Source organism: Streptomyces sp. NPDC053542, assembly GCF_044544685.1.
Lineage (GTDB): Bacteria > Actinomycetota > Actinomycetes > Streptomycetales > Streptomycetaceae > Streptomyces.
Window position 1 is genome coordinate 474,747 of record NZ_JBITXL010000002.1, and the last position, 17,227, is coordinate 491,973.

Annotated in this window: 15 protein-coding genes; 6 read left to right on the forward strand and 9 right to left on the reverse strand. The window is 72.6% G+C overall.

Features of this window, described 5'->3' with window-relative positions; translation table 11 throughout:
* The first annotated feature begins 15 nt into the window (after positions 1-15).
* Positions 16-1,092 (forward strand): family 43 glycosylhydrolase, encoded by a 1,077-nt coding sequence (locus ACIGXO_RS06400; RefSeq protein ID WP_399781108.1) that lies wholly within the window; start codon positions 16-18, stop codon positions 1,090-1,092.
* A gap of 54 nt (positions 1,093-1,146) precedes the next feature.
* On the opposite strand, the gene ACIGXO_RS06405 is transcribed toward ACIGXO_RS06400, so the two are convergent.
* From ACIGXO_RS06405 to ACIGXO_RS06430, 6 genes are all read right to left on the reverse strand, one after another.
* Positions 1,147-1,440, reverse strand: a complete 294-nt coding sequence (locus ACIGXO_RS06405) for a YkvA family protein (protein WP_399781111.1) — start codon at positions 1,438-1,440, stop codon at positions 1,147-1,149.
* A 13-nt stretch (positions 1,441-1,453) separates the two neighbouring features.
* Positions 1,454-2,476 carry a LacI family DNA-binding transcriptional regulator gene (locus ACIGXO_RS06410; protein WP_399781114.1) on the reverse strand — a complete coding sequence of 341 codons (1,023 nt, stop codon included), beginning with the start codon at positions 2,474-2,476 and terminating at the stop codon, positions 1,454-1,456.
* A 154-nt stretch (positions 2,477-2,630) separates the two neighbouring features.
* Positions 2,631-3,833, reverse strand: coding sequence for a S8 family peptidase (locus ACIGXO_RS06415; protein WP_399781116.1), 1,203 nt, complete (start codon positions 3,831-3,833; stop codon positions 2,631-2,633).
* Between the two features lie 360 nt (positions 3,834-4,193).
* Complete coding sequence (locus tag ACIGXO_RS06420) at positions 4,194-5,504, reverse strand: ABC transporter substrate-binding protein (RefSeq protein WP_399781119.1); 1,311 nt, start codon at positions 5,502-5,504, stop codon at positions 4,194-4,196.
* Between the two features lie 47 nt (positions 5,505-5,551).
* Positions 5,552-6,514 (reverse strand): carbohydrate ABC transporter permease, encoded by a 963-nt coding sequence (locus ACIGXO_RS06425; RefSeq protein ID WP_399781122.1) that lies wholly within the window; start codon positions 6,512-6,514, stop codon positions 5,552-5,554.
* Entirely contained in the window at positions 6,511-7,440 is a 930-nt protein-coding gene (locus tag ACIGXO_RS06430; protein ID WP_399781125.1) for a carbohydrate ABC transporter permease, read from the reverse strand. The genes ACIGXO_RS06425 and ACIGXO_RS06430 overlap by 4 nt, the downstream gene beginning before the upstream one ends.
* A gap of 351 nt (positions 7,441-7,791) precedes the next feature.
* Here ACIGXO_RS06430 and ACIGXO_RS06435 point away from each other — a divergent pair, with 351 nt between their 5' ends.
* The 3 genes from ACIGXO_RS06435 to ACIGXO_RS06445 all read left to right on the forward strand — a co-directional run bounded on the left by ACIGXO_RS06435 (position 7,792) and on the right by ACIGXO_RS06445 (position 10,089).
* On the forward strand, positions 7,792-8,703 hold the full coding sequence (locus ACIGXO_RS06435) for an aminoglycoside phosphotransferase family protein (protein ID WP_399781127.1): 912 nt from the start codon (positions 7,792-7,794) through the stop codon (positions 8,701-8,703).
* Between the two features lie 100 nt (positions 8,704-8,803).
* A complete protein-coding gene (locus tag ACIGXO_RS06440; RefSeq protein ID WP_399781130.1) occupies positions 8,804-9,697 on the forward strand; it encodes an SAM-dependent methyltransferase in 894 nt (297 codons plus the stop codon).
* Between the two features lie 44 nt (positions 9,698-9,741).
* Positions 9,742-10,089 (forward strand): VOC family protein, encoded by a 348-nt coding sequence (locus ACIGXO_RS06445; RefSeq protein ID WP_399781134.1) that lies wholly within the window; start codon positions 9,742-9,744, stop codon positions 10,087-10,089.
* Between the two features lie 144 nt (positions 10,090-10,233).
* On the opposite strand, the gene ACIGXO_RS06450 is transcribed toward ACIGXO_RS06445, so the two are convergent.
* A complete protein-coding gene (locus ACIGXO_RS06450) occupies positions 10,234-10,959 on the reverse strand; it encodes a 3'-5' exonuclease (RefSeq protein WP_399781137.1) in 726 nt (241 codons plus the stop codon).
* Positions 10,960-11,134: 175 nt separating this feature from the next.
* Between ACIGXO_RS06450 and ACIGXO_RS06455 the strand changes: the two genes are divergently transcribed.
* A complete protein-coding gene (locus tag ACIGXO_RS06455; protein ID WP_399781140.1) occupies positions 11,135-11,899 on the forward strand; it encodes an SDR family NAD(P)-dependent oxidoreductase in 765 nt (254 codons plus the stop codon).
* A 31-nt stretch (positions 11,900-11,930) separates the two neighbouring features.
* On the opposite strand, the gene ACIGXO_RS06460 is transcribed toward ACIGXO_RS06455, so the two are convergent.
* A complete protein-coding gene (locus ACIGXO_RS06460) occupies positions 11,931-13,169 on the reverse strand; it encodes an SAV2148 family HEPN domain-containing protein (protein WP_399781143.1) in 1,239 nt (412 codons plus the stop codon).
* Positions 13,170-13,686: 517 nt separating this feature from the next.
* On the opposite strand from ACIGXO_RS06460, the gene glgX reads away from it, so the two are divergent.
* The gene (gene glgX, locus ACIGXO_RS06465; protein ID WP_399781146.1) at positions 13,687-15,816 is read left to right on the forward strand and encodes a glycogen debranching protein GlgX; all 2,130 of its coding nucleotides are present in this window, start codon (positions 13,687-13,689) and stop codon (positions 15,814-15,816) included.
* Here the strand turns inward: glgX and ACIGXO_RS06470 are convergent.
* Positions 15,770-17,116 carry an MFS transporter gene (locus ACIGXO_RS06470; RefSeq protein ID WP_399781149.1) on the reverse strand — a complete coding sequence of 449 codons (1,347 nt, stop codon included), beginning with the start codon at positions 17,114-17,116 and terminating at the stop codon, positions 15,770-15,772. The two genes, glgX and ACIGXO_RS06470, sit on opposite strands and share 47 nt — an antisense overlap.
* Positions 17,117-17,227 lie beyond the last annotated feature (111 nt).

Sequence of the window (17,227 nt, forward strand, 5' to 3'; positions counted from 1 at the left end):
CACGAAGGAGCACCGATGTCCCGTACCGAAAAATCGCGTACTGAACCGAGCCGCAGAGGCGTGCTGCTGGGCACGCTGGCCGTGACCGCGGCCGCCGGACTGCCGGCCACGGCGGCGCACGCCGCGCCCGCCGGCCGTCACCGGCCCGCGGCGACGTACCCGAACCCGCTGGTCAGGCAGCACGCCGACCCGCACATCCACCGCCACACCGACGGCTTCTACTACTTCACCGCGACCGTCCCCGAGTACGACCGCATCGTGCTGCGCCGCTCCCGTACGCTGGCCGGCCTGAGCAACGCGCGCGAGGCCGTGCTGTGGCGCAAGCACACCACCGGCGAGATGGCAGCGCACATCTGGGCGCCGGAGATCCACCACATCGACGGCCGCTGGTACCTCTACTTCGCGGCCGGCCGGTCCGACGACATCTGGAAGATCCGGATGTACGTCCTGGAGAACTCCCACCCCGACCCCTTCAAGGGGACGTGGACCGAGAAGGGGCGGATCGCCACCGCCTGGGACACCTTCTCGCTGGACGCCTCCACCTTCACCCACCGCGGCCGGCGGTATCTGATCTGGGCCCAGCAGGAGCCGGGCATCGTGAACAACTCCAACCTCTACATCGCCCCGCTGGCCAACCCCTGGACGCTCGGCGGCCCGCCGGTGCGGCTCTCCTCGCCCACGCTGGACTGGGAGACCCGCGGCTTCAAGGTCAACGAAGGGCCCTCGGTCCTCATCCGCAACGGCCGGGTCTTCCTGACGTACTCCGCCAGCGCCACCGACAGCAACTACTGCATGGGGCTGCTCACCGCGGACGCGCGCGCCGACCTGCTGGACCCGGCCTCCTGGACCAAGTCGCCCGTACCGGTCTTCACCAGCAACGAGACCACCGGCCAGTACGGCCCGGGGCACAACAGCTTCACGGTCGCCGAGGACGGCCGCACCGACGTCCTCGTCTACCACGCGCGGCAGTACAAGGACATCACCGGCGACCCGCTGAACGACCCCAACCGGCACACCCGCGTCCAGGCCCTGGGCTGGCACGCCGACGGCACGCCGGACTTCGGGGTGCCGGTCGCGGACACGGTGCGCTGAGCGGTCCGGCCGCGGCAGCCGGGCGGGGCTGCCGCGGCCGGGTGCGGCCGGGCGTCAGTCGCGGCGGGTGCGCAGCCCCGCGGACGCGGCCGCCGCGTGCAGAGAGCGCAGCGCCAGCAGCAGGATGCCGATGTCGTCGAGGTACACGGGGTCCGGCAGCAGGTCGACCGGCGAGACGAGGTAGAGGACCGCGCCCCAGAACACCGCCTTGTTCTGCACGGGGACGCCGGCGTCGCGCAGCAGCCCGCGGGCGCGGACCAGCCGCACCAGGAGGCGGACGGCGAGGACGACCGTCGCCAGGACGAGCACCCCCGCGACCACCACGACGATCCACGCTTCGGTGCTCATCCCGCCTCCTCGGTCAGCCGCGGGCGGCCAGCGTGGACGCGCGGACCACCAGCTCCGGCGCGAGCACGACCTGCCGGTGCTCGTGGTCCGCCGCCCGGTCGCCGGTCTCCTCGATCAGCATCTCGGCCGCCGTCCGCCCCATGAGCCGGGCGGGCTGCCGTACGGAGGTGAGCGGCACGGCGGCGGCCGCGGCGAACTCGATGTCGTCGTACCCCACCAGGGCGATGTCGTCGGGGACCGCCAGCCCGGCGCCGTAGAGCGCCTGGAAGACGCCGAGCGCGAGCAGGTCGTTGGCGCAGAACACCGCGGTCGGCCGGGGCGACATGCCCAGCAGCCGGGCGCCCGCGTCCCGGCCCGCCGCGACGTCCATCCGCTCCGCCTCGATGTGCCGCAGCGCCGACTCCGGGAGGCCGCTCTCCCGCAGCGCCTGCAGCGCCCCCGTCCGCCGGTCCTGACACTGGGTCAGGAACATCGGCCCGCTGACGTAGACCAGCCCCTCGTGGCCCTGCTCGACGAGGTGCCGGGCGGCCAGCGCGCCGCCGGCCACGTCGTCCACCGAGACCGAGCAGCCCTCCGCGCTGCCGAGGACCCGGTCGACGAAGACGAGCGGGATATTGCGCGGCCGGAAGCGCGCGAGGGTGCCGCCGGTCAGGTCGGCCGGCGTGATCAGCACGCCGCGCACCTGCTGCTCGGCGAAGAGGGAGAGGTACTCCGCCTCCTCGGCCGGGCTCTGGGCGCTGTTGCAGAGCATCACGCCCAGCCCCTCCTTGCGCGCGGCGCGCTCCGCGCCCGCCGCGACGTCGACGAAGAAGGGGTTGCCCATGTCGAGCACGAGCAGCGCGATGATCCGGCTGCGGCCCGCGCGCAGCTGGCGCGCCGACTCGCTGCGGACGTAACCCAGCGCGGTGATGGCCGCCTGCACCCGCTCGCGGGTCTCCTTCGCGACCATGTCGGGACGGTTGATCACATTGGAGACCGTGCCGATGGAGACGCCGGCCCGGCGTGCGACATCCTTGATACCCACCGTGTGCGCCACACCCGCCATGCTACGCACTCCGCCTTTCCCGCTCGACGCCGCCGGCCGCCGCGCCCCGTGGGGGCGAGCGCGACGGCCGGCAGCTGCGCCCGGCTTCCGGTACCGGACGGGTGTCGAGGGCTGCTTAACTCGACTTACTCGATGTGCTGAGGGCTTACTCGACGATCTTCAGCAGCTTGTTCGGCGTGCCCTCACCCGGGTTGGAGATCTTGTCCGGGGTGGCGCCCTCGGTCAGCGCCGTGGTGACATCGGCGGGCTTGGCGTCCTGGTGGCCCGCCAGGTAGACCGCGGCGGCGCCCACGACGTGCGGGGTGGCCATCGAGGTGCCCGAGATGGTGTTGGTCGCGTCATCGCCCTCGTTCCAGTCCGAGGTGATGTCCGTACCGGGGGCGTAGATGTCGACGACGCTGCCGAAGTTGGAGTAGTCGGCCTGCTTGTCGTCCTTGTCGCTGGCCGCCACCGTGATGGCGTCCTTGACGCGGGACGGCGAGCCCTGGCCCGCGTCGGTGGACTCGTTGCCCGCCGCGACGCCGAAGGTGACACCGGCGTCGATGGCCTTCTGCACGGCCGCGTCGAGCGCCTCGTCCGCGCCGCCGCCGAGGGACATGTTGGCGACCGAGGGGCCCTTGTGGTTCTTGGTCACCCAGTCGATGCCGGCCACGACCTGCTCGGTGGTGCCGGAGCCCTGGTCGTCCAGCACGCGGACGGCCACGATCTTGGCCTTCTTGGCGACGCCGTGCGCGGCACCGGCGATGGTGCCCGCGACGTGCGTGCCGTGGCCGTTGCCGTCGTCGGCGCTGTCGTCGTTGTCGACAGCGTCGAAGCCGGAGGACGCGCGGCCCTCGAAGTCCTTGTGCGTGGTGCGGACACCGGTGTCGATGACGTACGCGGTGACGCCCTCACCCGCGCTGTCCGGGTAGGCGTACTTCTTGTCGCCCGCGGTGTCCTCCTGGTCGATGCGGTCCAGGCCCCACGACGGGGGGTTGTCCTGGGTCGCGTCGATGGAGAACTTCTTGTTCTGGACGACCTTGTCGACGGCCGGGTCGGCGGCGAGCCGCTTGGCCTCGGTCTCGCTCAGCCCGGTGGCGGAGAAGCCCTCCAGGGCGGCGCTGTAGGAGCGCTTGACCTTGCCGCCGTACTCCGCCGCGAGGTCCTTGTTCTCGGCCGTACGGGCCTGGTCCTTGAGCATGACGATGTAGCTGCCGCTGACGGCGGACTTGGCGCTCGCGCCGTAGATCTTGCCCTCGGCGGGGCTGGCGTCGGCGGTGACCGCGGTGATGGCCGCGATACCGGTCGCGGCGACGACGGCGGTTATGCCGGTGATCAGCCGCTTCTTTTGAGAACGCTTGTGAGCCATAGCGAGGGTTCTCCTCGTTTGATGGTGTGGGGGGAAAGCGTTGCGTTGTGACCCGGCCGCACGAGAAAATCTGCGGCGGGCTGGCTCGAAACCCTGACTGATTGACGCGTCCAATTCAAGGCTCCCCCACGGGTGTGACATAGGCAACAATCTTGGAAAAATGCAAATCCCGTCACACTCGGTCAAATTGAGCACCTGAGTTGACTCTGGTTGCCTCAACTCCCGTTACATTTCAGCAATATGGGGCAACAAATGCCCTTCTGAAGGGGATTCCGGGCGGGTCCGGTAATGGAGCCCGAGTGGGACTGGCAACGGGGCGCCTGGTGGCGGGTGGCGCTCGGCTCTGCTGGCCGGTGGCGCTCAGCGCTGGTAGCGAGCGAGGACGAGATTGCCGTCGCCGACCAGCCGGCCGCGCAGCTCTTCCAGGCCGATCGCGCCGCTGTAGTACTCCTGCAGCCCGGGTGTGGCGATCTTGTCCTTCCACTCCGGATAGCCGCGTACGGACTGCGCGGGCGCGGCCCGGAGCGTGCCGGCCAGCGCCGTGCCCGTGGCCCAGCCGTACTTGCGCTGTCCGAGCCGGTGATCGCGGAGCGCGGCGGTGCCCGTGGGCAGCATCCAGTCGCCGAGCGCCAGCCGCACCATGTTCTCCGGGCGCAGCAAGAAGGCGAGGAACGCCATCGCCTCCTTCTTGCGCGGGCAGTCGGCGGCGATCGAGAGCGTCTGCGGGCTCACTCCCTGGGCGTGCGCGCTCCCCGTGGGCGCCGGGAGCACCGTCCACTCGAAGCCCTTGGGGGCTTGTTGAACGATCTGCTGCCGGTACGAGAACCCGAGCGGCACCATCGCGTACCGCCCGGCGAAGAACCCGGGGAGCGTGTCCGAGCCGCCCATGCCGAGCGTGGTGCGGGCCGCGCTGCCGTCGGCGTGCACCTGGCCGTGGACCGTCCGCGGCACGACCTGGTCGGCCGCGTCGAAGCGGACCTCGGCACGGCCGTCGGCGCGGCGGTGGAAGAGCCGGCCGCCGGTCGACAGCGCGAGGTTCAGGGTCGCGGAGACGGGCTCCTTCAGGGGCCAGGCGACGCCGTACTGGTGCCCGTCCCCGCCTCGGTCCCTGGTCAGCTTCTTGGCCGCAGCCCGGAACTCGGCCCAGCTCCAGGGGCGGCCCGGTGTGGGCACGCGCACCCCGGGGGCGGCGCGCAGCAGCTTCCGGTTGGCGATCAGGACACGCGGCTCCTGGAGGAACGGCACCCCGTAGAGGCGCCCTTGGAAGGTGCCGGTCCGCAGGCTGTGCCGCGGGATGTCGGCGGCGAGCCGGTCCGGCAGCAGTCCGGTGAGGTCGGCGAGGTAGCCGCCGTACGCGAAGTCGGCCAGGTCGTCGGAGGCGTCGTGGATGATGTCCGGCGCCTCGCCGCCCTCGAAGGCGGTCAGCAGCTGGTCGTGGACGGTGGGCCAGGCGCCCTGCACGTACTCGACGGGGGTGCGGGGGTGCTGCCGGTTCCACTCGGCGACCAGCGCCTTGTTGGCCCGTACGGACTCCGCCTGCCAGGCCAGCGACTGGAAGCGCAGGGGGCGGCGGGAGCCGGACTCCCTGGAGCCGCCGGAGCAGCCGGCGAGTACGGGGGCGGCCGCGAGTACGGGAGCGGCCGCGGCGCCCAGGAACGTACGGCGGCGCATTGGAGCGCGGGCGGGGTCAGGCATCGGTGCGCGGGCGGGCTCGGGCATCAGCTCTTCACCGCCCCGGCCAGCATGCCGCCCGTGATACGGCGCTGGATGACGGCGAAGAGGAGCAGGCTCGGCACCGTGGCGAGCAGCGCGGCGGCGGCGAGCGGGCCGAGATCGGCGGCGCCCTCAGCCCCGAGGAAGTGCGTGAGGACGACCGGCATCGTCTGTTTCTCCGGCGACTTGAGCAGGACGAGCGCGAAGAAGAACTCGTTCCAGGCGGTGATGAAGGCGAACAGCCCGGTGGCGACGATCCCGGGCACGAGCAGCGGCGCGGTCACGGAGACCAGCGTGCGGACCCGGCCCGCGCCGTCCACGGCCGCCGCCTCCTCCAGCTCGGCCGGCACCGCCCGTACGTACCCGGTGAGCATCCACAGCGCGAACGGCAGCGACCACACGACGTACACGAGGGTGAGCCCGCCGAGCGAGTTCACCAGATGGAGCGCCTTCAGGAGCAGGAACAGCGGGATGATCACCAGCACCAGGGGGAACGCCTGGCTGACCACCACCCACCCGGTCGCGGCCCGCGCCAGCCGCGTACGGAAGCGCGCGAGCACGTACGCCATCGGGGTGGCCACCACGACGGCCAGCAGCGCCGCCCCGGCCGCCGCGAGCAGGCTGTTGGCGGCCGAGCGCAGCAGCGGCTGCTCGTCGAACGCGGCACGGAAGTTGGCGAGCGTCGGGTCGTGCGGCACCCAGGTCGGGTCGATGCTGGCCAGCTCGCGCGGGGGTTTGAAGGCGGTGGACACCAGCCACAGGAACGGCAGCAGCAGGAAGAGCAGGTAGCAGAGGAGGGCGAGGTACTGGCCGGCCCGGGCCGCGGCCCTGCGGCCGCGGCGGGCGGGGGCGGGACCGCGGCTCCCGCTGCGGCTCCCTCTGACGGGGGTGCGGCTCCCTCGGGCGGGAGTGCGGCTCCCCCGGGCGGGAGCGCGGCTCCCTCGGGCGGGGGTGCGGCTGACCGTCATCGGCCGTCCTCCTCGCCCTTGAGCCGTCCGGCCAGGTAGACGGCCAGCAGGACCGCGACGACGGCGACCATCGCGAGCCCCATCGCCGCCGCGTAGCCGAACTGCCCGTACCGGAACGCCTCCTCGTACGCGAAGAGCATCGGCAGCCGCGTGCGCCCTCCGGGGCCGCCGTCCGTCAGCACGAAGACCAGCGCGAAGGAGTTGAAGTTCCAGATGAAGTTGAGCGCGCTGATCGCCAGCGCCACCGGGCGCAGCGCGGGCCAGGTGACCGTGCGGAACCGCCGCCAGGCGCCCGCGCCGTCCATGGCCGCCGCCTCGTGCAGCTCGCGCGGCACGTTCTGCAGGCCGGCCAGCAGCGGCACGGTGGTCTGCGGCAGGCCCGACCAGATGCCGACGACGATGACGGCGGGCAGCGCGGTCGCCAGGCCGCTCAGCCAGTCGCGGCCCGCGCCGAGCCCGAGGCCGCGCAGCGTCTCATTGAGCACGCCCGCGTCCGGGTGGTACACGAGCCGCCACATGATGCCGACCACGACCTCGGGCATCGCCCACGGCACGATGGCCAGCGCCCGGGCCAGCCAGCGCAGCCGCAGCTTCTCGTTGAGCAGCAGGGCGAGGCCGAGCGCCAGGAAGAACTGCGGGACGGTGACGCCCAGCGCCCAGACCAGCCCGATGCGGAAGGAGTCCCAGAAGAGCGTGTCCCGGAACAGGTCGGCGAAGTTGAGCAGCCCCACCCACTGGGTGGGCTCGGTACGCCCGGACTGCGCGTCGGTGAAGGCCAGCGCGACACCGTAGAGAAGCGGGCCGACGCTCAGCACGAGGATCGGTATCAGCGCAGGCAGCACGAGGAACCACACGCCGTGGTCGCGGCGCGGTCCGGCACCGGCCCGGGGGCCTGCTGACCGCTTCGCCGCGGTCATGAGGGTCACGGCAGTGGCTCCTTGGCGCGGCTCGGTCCGATGCGTCCGGCTGGTCCGGTACATCCGGTACGGAACGGCCGCGCGCGCCCGTACGCGCGGACAGCCGTCGTCATCGTCGTGACGCCTGGGGACGGCGTCAAGACACTGCGCGGGGCTTGTGCGGCCCCGGTTGTACGGACGCGGGGCGCGGGGCCGGTTCGGGCGCGGGGCCGGTGCGGGTGCGGGTTCGGGGCTGATTCGGGTTCGCGACCGGTGCGGGTTCGGGTGCGGGGCCGGTGCGGGCCGGTTGTCAGACCCGCCTGAGAGACTGTGGGTGATCGCGAAGTACCTGAGTGATCACGGAGCGCAGGAGGCAGCAGCATGACCGAGGCGAGTGGCGGAGCGGATGCCACGACGGGCACGCCCTTCACGGAAGCGCGCGCACGGGACGTCCTGGCCGCGGCCGGACGGCCGGACGCCGCGGCCGACGCGAAGCTGCTCGCGCTCGGCGAGAACGCGGTGTTCGCGCTCGGCGACGCGGGCCCCGTGATCCGCGTGGGCCGCAGCGCCGAGCTGCTGGAGCGGGCCGAGCGGGAGCTGCGGGTGGCCGGCTGGCTGGCGGAGACGGGCGTACCGGCGGTGCGCGCGGCGGAGCCGGCGGCGCGGCTGGTGGACGGCCATCCCGTGACGTTCTGGGAGCGGCTGCCGGAGGCGGTGCGGCCTGCGGGGCCCGCCGACCTCGCCGAGCTGCTCCGGCGGGTGCACGCGCTGCCCGAGCCGCCGTTCGCGCTGCCCCGGCGGGAGCTGCTGGGCGGCGTGGAGCGCTGGCTGCGGCTGGCGGGGGACGCGGTGTCGCGGGAGGACGCGGAGTATCTGCGCGGCCGCCGGGACGCGTTCGCCGCGGCGGCCTCGGCCCTGGAGCCGCACCTGCCGCGCGGCCCCATCCACGGCGACGCCATCCCGCGGAACGTCCATGTCGGCCCGGACGGCCCGGTCCTGGTCGACCTGGAGACCTTCTCGCGCGACCTGCGCGAGCACGACCTGGTGGTGATGGCGCTCAGCCGCGACCGGTACGGCCTGGGCGCCGAGGCGTACGACACCTTCGTACGGGCCTACGGCTGGGATGTACGGGACTGGGAGGGCTGTGCCGTACTGCGCGGGTCGCGCGAGACGGCGAGCTGTGCCTGGGTCTCCCAGCACGCCCCGGGCAACCCCGCGGCGCTGAAGGAATTCCGCCGCCGGATCGCCTCCTTGCGGGAGGGGGACGCGGCGGTGCGGTGGTATCTGTTCTGAGGCGCAGCCGACCTGTCTGCCGGGCCGGTCGGGCTGTTGTGCGCGGGCGCGGCGATATTCGGTACCGCTCGTGGCCTCCCGCGGGCTAACGTCCCGCCCCATGCCGGACACCACACCTCCCGCGCCTCCCCCTCTCGCGGACGTGCCGCCGCCGGACCGCGGCCCGGACGCCGCGCCCGCTGCGACCGCCACGAGCGCCGCCCCGTCCTCCACCGGCCCGGCCGGTGACGGGCCCCCGCGGCTGACCCGGCTCGCCTTCCACGGGCCGCTGTCCGAGGAGCGGGCGGCGCGCATGGTGCGACGGCTCGCCGCCGCGCGCCCGGCCACCGTGCTCGACCTCGGCTGCGGCTGGGGCGAGTTCATGCTGCGGGTGCTCGACGCGACGCCCGGCGCCACCGGGCTCGGCATCGACCTCAACGCCGACGACCTGGCCAGGGGCCGGGCCAACGCCGCGGCCCGCGGGCTCACCGGCCGGGTGGAGTTCGCCGAGGAGTCCGGGCACGGCACCGCACGCGGCCCCGCCGACCTCGTGCTCTGCCTCGGCTCCGGCCACGCCGTGGCCGCCCCCGAGTCCCCGGCCAACTTCCGCACCGTACTGCGCGAGCTGCGCCGCCTCGTCGCCCCCGGCGGCCGCGTGCTGTACGGCGAAGGCTTCTGGCAGCGCCCGCCGGCCGCGTCCGAACTGGCCCGGATGTGGCCCGGCGCCACCGCCGAGGACCACCTGAGCCTGGCCGGACTCGTCGACCTCGCCGTCGAGGAGGGCTTCCGCCCGGCCTGGGTGGAGACGGCGAACGGCGACGAGTGGGAGGCGTTCGAGTCCGGCTACCGCTGCGACGTCGAGGAGTGGCTGGCCGCCCACCCCGACCACCCGCTCGCTCCCGAGACCCGCGAGCGGGCCGACGCCCACCGCGCCTCCTGGCTGACCGGCTACCGCGGCCTCCTCGGCATCGCCTACCTCACCCTCGTACCGGTAGAGCAGACGCCGCGTCCCTGAGAGCCTGTGTCGGCCAGAACTCGAACTCGGAACCCGGAGTCGTCATGGCAGTTCGCCGTGTGATGCCCATCATCCAGTCGGAGGCCGCGCAGGAGAGCCGGGATTTCTACGGCCTCCTGGGCTTCGAAGAGGTCATGAACCTCGGCTGGATCGCGACATTCGCCTCCCCCTCCACCCCGACCGCACAGATCAGCGTCATGTCCGGCGACAAGACGGCCCCGGTCGTCCCCGACCTGAGCGTGGAGGTGGACGACGTGGACGCGGTCCACGCCGCGCTGCGGGAGAGCGGCGCGGAGATCGTCCACCCGCTGCAGGACGAGGAGTGGGGCGTACGCCGCTTCTTCGTCCGCGACCCCAACGGCCGGGTGGTCAACGTACTGAGCCACCGCTGACCGACCGCTGACCGATCGCTGACCCACCGCTGACCCACCGCCGACGCCGCTCCCCCGCCCGCTCTTCCCCGCGCGGTGCCACGCCCAGGTGTCACCCGTCTGTCATCCGCACGGTGTTACTCGTGCGGTGTCCCCCGTGCGCTGTCACCCGTGCGGTGTCACCCGAGCCGGTATCAGCGGCCAGGCCGGCTCCACCCGGGCCGCGGGGTCGGCCGTGCGGCGCAAGTAGCGCTGGAAGGAGGCGGCCTGGTCGGCGGCCGCCTTGCGCTGCAGGGCGTGCAGGGCGGGCAGCGTCAGGCCGGCCACCTCCGGGTGCTTCGCGCCTATGCGGCGGGCCACTTCGACCGCGGCCACGGCGTCCGCGCCCGCTTCGTGCGCCGCGTCCAGCGCCACGCCGTAGTGCGCGCACAGCGCCTGGAGGGTGCGCTTGCCCTTCCGGTACGTGTCGAGGTGCTTGTCGAGGACGAGCGGGTCGACGACCGGTGCCGGGTCCGTGCCGAGCCGGTCGGAGAGCGGCGGTATGCCGTGCCGGCGGCACTCGCGGTCCAGCAGCGAGAGGTCGTACCGGGCGTTCATGACCACCAGCGGGATCCCCGTGCGCAGCGCCGCTTCCAGCGCATCCGTGATCTCCGCCAGGCCCTCCGCCGCCGGGCGGCCGCTCAGCCGCACGACGTCGGTCGAAAAGCCGTGGATGGCCGCCGCTTCGGTCGGTATCGGCACGCCCGGGTCGAGGACCCAGCTCAGCGCGGGTGTCGCCCGCCCCGCCGCGTCGAGCCGGATGACGGCCGCGGTGACGACCCGGTCGGTCTCGACGTCGGTGCCCGTGGTCTCCAGGTCGAAGCCGACCAGCGGTTCCTTGTGCCAGCTCATGCGGCCTCCTTCAGTGGTGCGTCCCCCGTGTCGCACGCGACCGCGGCCCAGCGGCCCGCGCGATCCGCCGGCCTCACTCGTCCGCGATCTCGTGTGCCTTTACTCTCCCACGCACCACTGACAACGCCGCCGGATCCTGCCCCGGCCCCGGGAACGCGCCCGTAGGGTGGCCGGCATGGATCTTCAACTGGCCGGGCGGGCGGCGCTGGTGACAGGGAGCAGTGGCGGGATCGGCGCGGCGGTCGCCGCGCTGCTGGCGGACGAGGGCTGCGACGTGCTGGTGCACGGGCGGAACGCGGCAGCCGCCGAGGAGGTCGCGCGCCGCGCCGCGGAGCGCGGCGTCCGCGCCGACGTGGTGCTCGGCGACCTCGGCGAGCCGGACGGCGCGGAGCGGGTGGCCGCCGCGGCGCGGGACTTCGGGGTGCACATCCTGGTCAACAACGCCGGGCCGTTCGCCGAGCACGACTGGGACGGCGTACGGCCGGCGGACTGGCGGCTGGCGTTCGAGGGGAACGTGTTCTCGGCGGCGCGGGTGACGCAGGCGCTGCTTCCGTCGCTCCGCGCGCACGGCTGGGGCCGGGTGATCAACATCGGCAGCCGGGCGGTGCGGACGCCGCTGCCGAACATGGTCGAGTACTCCGCCGCCAAGGCCGCGGTGGTGAACATGACGACGAGCCTGGCCCAGCACCTCGCCGGTACGGGGATCACGGCGAACTGCGTGAGCCCGGGCGTCATCGAAACGCCCTCGATGCGCCGGATGTTCGAGGAGCGCGGCGAGCCCGTGGCCGAGGGAGCGGCTTCGTACGCGCCCAACCCCGTCGGCCGGCTGGGGCGCGCGGAGGACATCGCGGGCGCGGTGCTGTACCTCGCGAGCCCCCTCGCCGACTACGTGAACGGCATCGAGCTGCGCGTCGACGGAGGCATCACCGGCACGCCCTGACCCGGCCGCCGCCACGGGCGGACGCGTCGGCTCACGACACCGGCCGCGCGTCCGTCCACACGCTCTCGAATTCCTCGCGGTACACCTCGAAGAGCCCGTGGTCGCTCTCCCGGCCGTCCTCGTGGCGCACGACCTCCCGGCCGCCGCCGCGCAGCACCAGGACCGGCACCTCCATGCCCCGGCTCTTGCGCAGGTAGGACTGGACGACGGCCAGGCCGTCCGGGCCGTCCCCGTCGACGAGGTACGCCGTGAAGCGCGGCGTCTCGTCGAAGACCTGGATCTCGAACGCGCCCGGGTCGCGCAGCCGGGCCCGTACCCGCCGCATGTGCATGATGTTGCTCTCGATCGAGCGGCTCATCTCGCCCTTCTTCAGGCCCAGCTCCCGCTCGCGGCGGCGTACCGCGCTGCTGGCCGGGTTGAGGAAGAGCAGCCGTACCCGGCAGCCGGACTCGGCGAGCCGGACCAGCCGGCGGCCCGAGTAGTTCTGCACCAGGAGGTTCAGCCCGATCCCGACCGCGTCGAGCCGCCGCGCGCCCCCGAAGAGGTCCTCGGCGGGCAGCTGGCGCTGCAGGCGGACCCGGTCGGGGTGGACGCCGACGACGTCGGCGTAGCGGTCGCCGACCAGGTCCTCGACGGCGTCGATGGGCAGCCGCCCGGCCGTACGGGTGCCGATGCCGGAGCCCAGTATCTCCAGGAGGCGCGCGGAGGCGCGTTCGGCCTGGGCGAGCACCGTCTCGGACAGCGCGCGGTTGCGCGAGACGATGTTGCGGGCCACCTCCAGCTCGTCCAGGCCCAGCTCCACGTCGCGCCGGTCGTCGAAGTACGGCTCGAAGCAGGGCCAGTGCTGGACCATCAGCTCGCGCAGCTGCGGGAGGGTGAGGAAGCTGAGGATGTTGTCGTCGGCGGGGTCCAGGAGGTACCCCTTGCGGCGGCTGACCTCCCGTACGGCGACCGCGCGGTGCACCCACTCCTGCCCGGCGGGGCCGGCGGCCGCGACCACCCACTCGTCGCCGTGCACCGGCTCGTAGATGGGGCGCAGCACGGCCGCGACGACGGCGCGCAGCCGTTGTTCGACCAGATTCAGCCAGATGTACGCACGCCCGGCGCGTCTGGCGCGGGTGCGGACCTCGCTCCAGGCATCGGCGTCCCACTCCAGTTCCGCCCCGATCTCCAGGGGGCGTGCGAGGGACACCGCACCGGGCGGTGCGTCGATGGAGCCGCCCTCATGACCATCGTCACCAGGAGGCAACTCCAACCCGCCCGAGCTCACCTGTACACCGCCTTCCGAACCTCCGTGCCAACGATCAAGGCACCCTACTGCGGGTCCGGGAGGGGGTGCAGCCCGATGAGCCGACTCTTCCACCAACTCCCCTTATTCGCCGTGCCCGTTGTGTCCCGAAACGACAGGGGAGCGTGAGCGGAGTCATAGCGGAGTCCCCGGGAGCCGCACGGGAGTCCCGGCGGACTCTCCCCTCGTCACCCCCCTCGTCAGGGGTCCCGGGCGGCTCCGGAGACACTCGCGAACGAGGCCGAAAGTAATTGCTCAGGAGTCGCGACACGCCCATGAGGCCCCTTACAGCACACCATGTCGTCATACATGGTGATCTACGGTCGGACACCTGACCGTTCCCCCGGTCGGAGGACCCTGTTTCGCGGCAGGTTGCCTGCCTTTCGGCGAAGATCTCGCGAACATCCCACTGTTCGTCGCGCATCGGGGAAGAATTCCGGTTTGGTCCGCGGTCGTCAGTCCGTCGCGGCGCCCCTCTAGGAAGTGGAAGAGTCGACGCATGCAGGTCTGGCCGGGACAGGCGTATCCGCTAGGTGCCACGTACGACGGTGCGGGCACCAATTTCGCGGTGTTCTCCGAGGCGGCACAACGTATCGAGCTGTGTCTGCTGCACGACGACGGTTCGGAAACGGCGGTCGAGCTCCGCGAGTCCGACGCGTTCGTCCGTCACGCGTATCTGCCCGGCATCATGCCGGGGCAGCGGTACGGCTTCCGGGCGCACGGCCCGTACGAGCCGGCCAAGGGTCTCCGCTGCAATTCGGCGAAATTGCTGCTCGACCCGTACGCCCGGGCGGTCAGCGGCACCATCGACTGGGACGAGGCGGTCTACGGCTACCACTTCGGCAAGCCGGAGAGCCGCAATGACCTGGACTCGGCGCCGCACACGATGGCGTCGGTCGTCGTCAATCCGTACTTCGACTGGGGCGACGACCGGCCACCGCGTACGGACTACCACGAGACCGTGATGTACGAGGCACACGTCAAGGGTCTGACGATGCTGCACCCGGAGCTCCCGCAGGAGCTGCGCGGTACGTACGCGGCGCTGGCGCACCCGGTGATCATCGATCACCTGCGGACGCTCGGGGTCACGGCACTGGAGCTGATGCCCGTACACCAGTTCGTCAATGACCACCGACTGGCGGACGAGGGACTGGCGAACTACTGGGGCTACAACACGATCGGCTTCTTCGCGCCGCACAACGCGTACGCCTCCTGGGGCGACCGCGGGCAGCAGGTACTGGAGTTCAAGTCGGCGGTGCGCGCGCTGCACCAGGCGGGCATCGAGGTCATCCTCGACGTGGTCTACAACCACACGGCCGAGGGCAACCACATGGGGCCGACGCTGTCCTTCAGGGGGCTGGACAACGTCTCGTACTACCGGCTGACCGACGACCCGCGGTACTACATGGACACCACGGGCACGGGCAACAGCCTCCTGATGCGCAGCCCGCACGTGCTCCAGCTGATCATGGACTCGCTGCGCTACTGGGTGACCGAGATGCGGGTGGACGGCTTCCGCTTCGACCTCGCGGCCACGCTGGCCCGCCAGTTCCACGAGGTGGACCGGCTGTCGTCCTTCTTCGACCTGGTCCAGCAGGACCCGGTGGTCAGCCAGGTGAAGCTGATCGCCGAGCCGTGGGACGTCGGCGAGGGCGGCTATCAGGTGGGCAACTTCCCGCCGCTGTGGACCGAGTGGAACGGCAAGTACCGCGACACCGTGCGCGACCTGTGGCGCGGCGAGCCCCGTACGCTCGCGGAGTTCGGGTCCCGGCTGACCGGCTCGTCCGACCTGTACCAGGGCGACGGGCGCCGGCCGCTCGCCTCCGTCAACTTCGTGACCTGCCACGACGGCTTCACGCTGCGCGACCTGGTCTCGTACAACGAGAAGCACAACGAGGCCAACGGCGAGGACAACCGGGACGGCGAGAGCTTCAACCGCTCCTGGAACTGCGGCGCCGAGGGCGAGACGGACGACCCGGAGGTGCTGGAGCTGCGGAGCCGGCAGATCCGCAACTTCATCGCCACCCTGATGCTCTCGCAGGGCGTGCCGATGCTCAGCCACGGCGACGAGTTCGGGCGCACCCAGCAGGGCAACAACAACGCCTACTGCCAGGACAACGAGCTGGCGTGGGTGCGCTGGCCCAAGGAGGGCGAGGACGGCCAGGACCAGGAGGCGCTGGAGCTGCTGGAGTTCGTGCGCAAGATGGTGTGGCTGCGGCGCGACCACCCGGTGTTCCGGCGGCGCCGCTTCTTCCACGGCCGCCCCATGGAGGGCACGCACGACGAGCTCTCGGACATCTCGTGGTTCACGGCCGAGGGCGAGGAGATGCGGCAGCGGGACTGGCAGGCCGCGCACGCCAAGTCGCTGACGGTGTTCCTCAACGGGAGCGCGATCTCCGAGCCGGGCAAGCGCGGGGAGCGGATCTCCGACGACTCGTTCCTGCTGCTCTTCAACGCGCACGGCGAGGAGAAGGAGTTCACCGTGCCGATGGACCACGGACGGCAGTGGCAGGCCGTGGTGGACACCGCGCGCCCTGAGAAGGTCGCCGAGGGCGGCCCGAAGGTGCGGGCCGGCGACACGCTCACGCTGGTGGGGCGGAGCCTGATGGTGCTTCAGCGGCCGGCCTGACCGGGCACGGCGCGTCCGCGTTCTCCGGCCGCGTGCGGAAGCGGACGGTCAGCGCCAGGCACAGGACGAGGACGGCAGCGGCGACCGCGACGGCGAAGGCGGCCGGCGGGCCGTACGACTCGGCCAGCCGCCCCGAGAGGGCCAGCGCGAGCGCCTGCCCGCCGACGATCGAGCTGGTCAGGAAGGCCATCGACTCGGCCATCCGGCGGGCGGGCACCAGCCGTTCGGTGAGCGCGAAGATCGTGATGAGGTGCGGCGCGAAGGCCACGCCGAGCACCACGACCACCGCGTACAGCGCGCCCAGGGAGCCGACGAACAGCAGCGGTACGGAGAGCACGGTCAGGCCCGCCGCGGCGGCCCGCCAGCGGGCGGGCAGGCCGATCCGGGCCGGCACGAGGACGAGCGACAGCCCGGCCACGGCGCTCATCACGCCCATCGCCGCGTAGACCAGGCCCGCGTGGCCGGGAGCGCCGAGCCGCTCGGTGAGCGCGGTGATGCCGGCCTGCGAGGCGCCGAACATGGCGCCCTGGAGGGCCATGGAGGCCCGCAAAGCGTGGGCGCCCGCCGGGATGCGGGGGCGGTCGCGCCGGGCCGCCCTGCGGGCTTCTCGCGCTTCGGCGTGTCGCCCGGGCCGGAAGAGCCGCCGGGGAAGGCGTGCGGTGGGGCCGTGCGCTTCCCGCGCGCCCGGCGCCGTCACCCCCGCCGTCCGGTGCAGCGCGAACGCCGAGCCGCACGTCGCGAGGAGCAGCGCCGCGAGGGCCAGCGCGACGGCCGGGTGCGCGACCGCCGCGGCCACGCCCACCAGGGCCGGGCCCAGCACGAAGGAGACCTCGTCCAGCGTGCCCTCCCAGGAGAGCGCGGCGTTCACGGTGCGCTCGTCGGCCCCCGACCGCCGTACCAGGGCGACCAGCCGGGTCCGGGCGAGCGGTCCCACCTGAGGCACGGTCAGCCCGGCGAGCAGTCCCAGAAGGGCCAGCGGGAGCGTCGCCATGTGGGACAGCGCGGCGAGTACGAGGGCGGTGACGGCGAGCGCGTTGGCCCAGCAGGCCGCCAGGACCACCGGGCGCTGGCCGTGCCGGTCGGCGAGCCGGCCGATGAGCGGCCCCGCCACGGTCTGCCCGGCGGCCAGCGCGCCGCCGGCCACCCCGGCCGCTGCCAGGCTGCCGCTGGTCTCGGTGACCAGCAGGACGCTGCCGAGCTGGCACATCGCGGTGGGCAGCCGGCCGAGGAAGGAGACGGCGGGCAGCACTGGCCCGGTCGTGGCGAGCACGGTGCGGTAGGTGGCCAGTACAGCGGTCATTCGGCCGACACTATCGAGACGCAGCGCTGGCTCGTATGGGCAGGACGTACGAACGAAAAACGGGGCACACCCCGCCCGATCGGATGAAGCAACAAGGCACCGCGCGGGTAC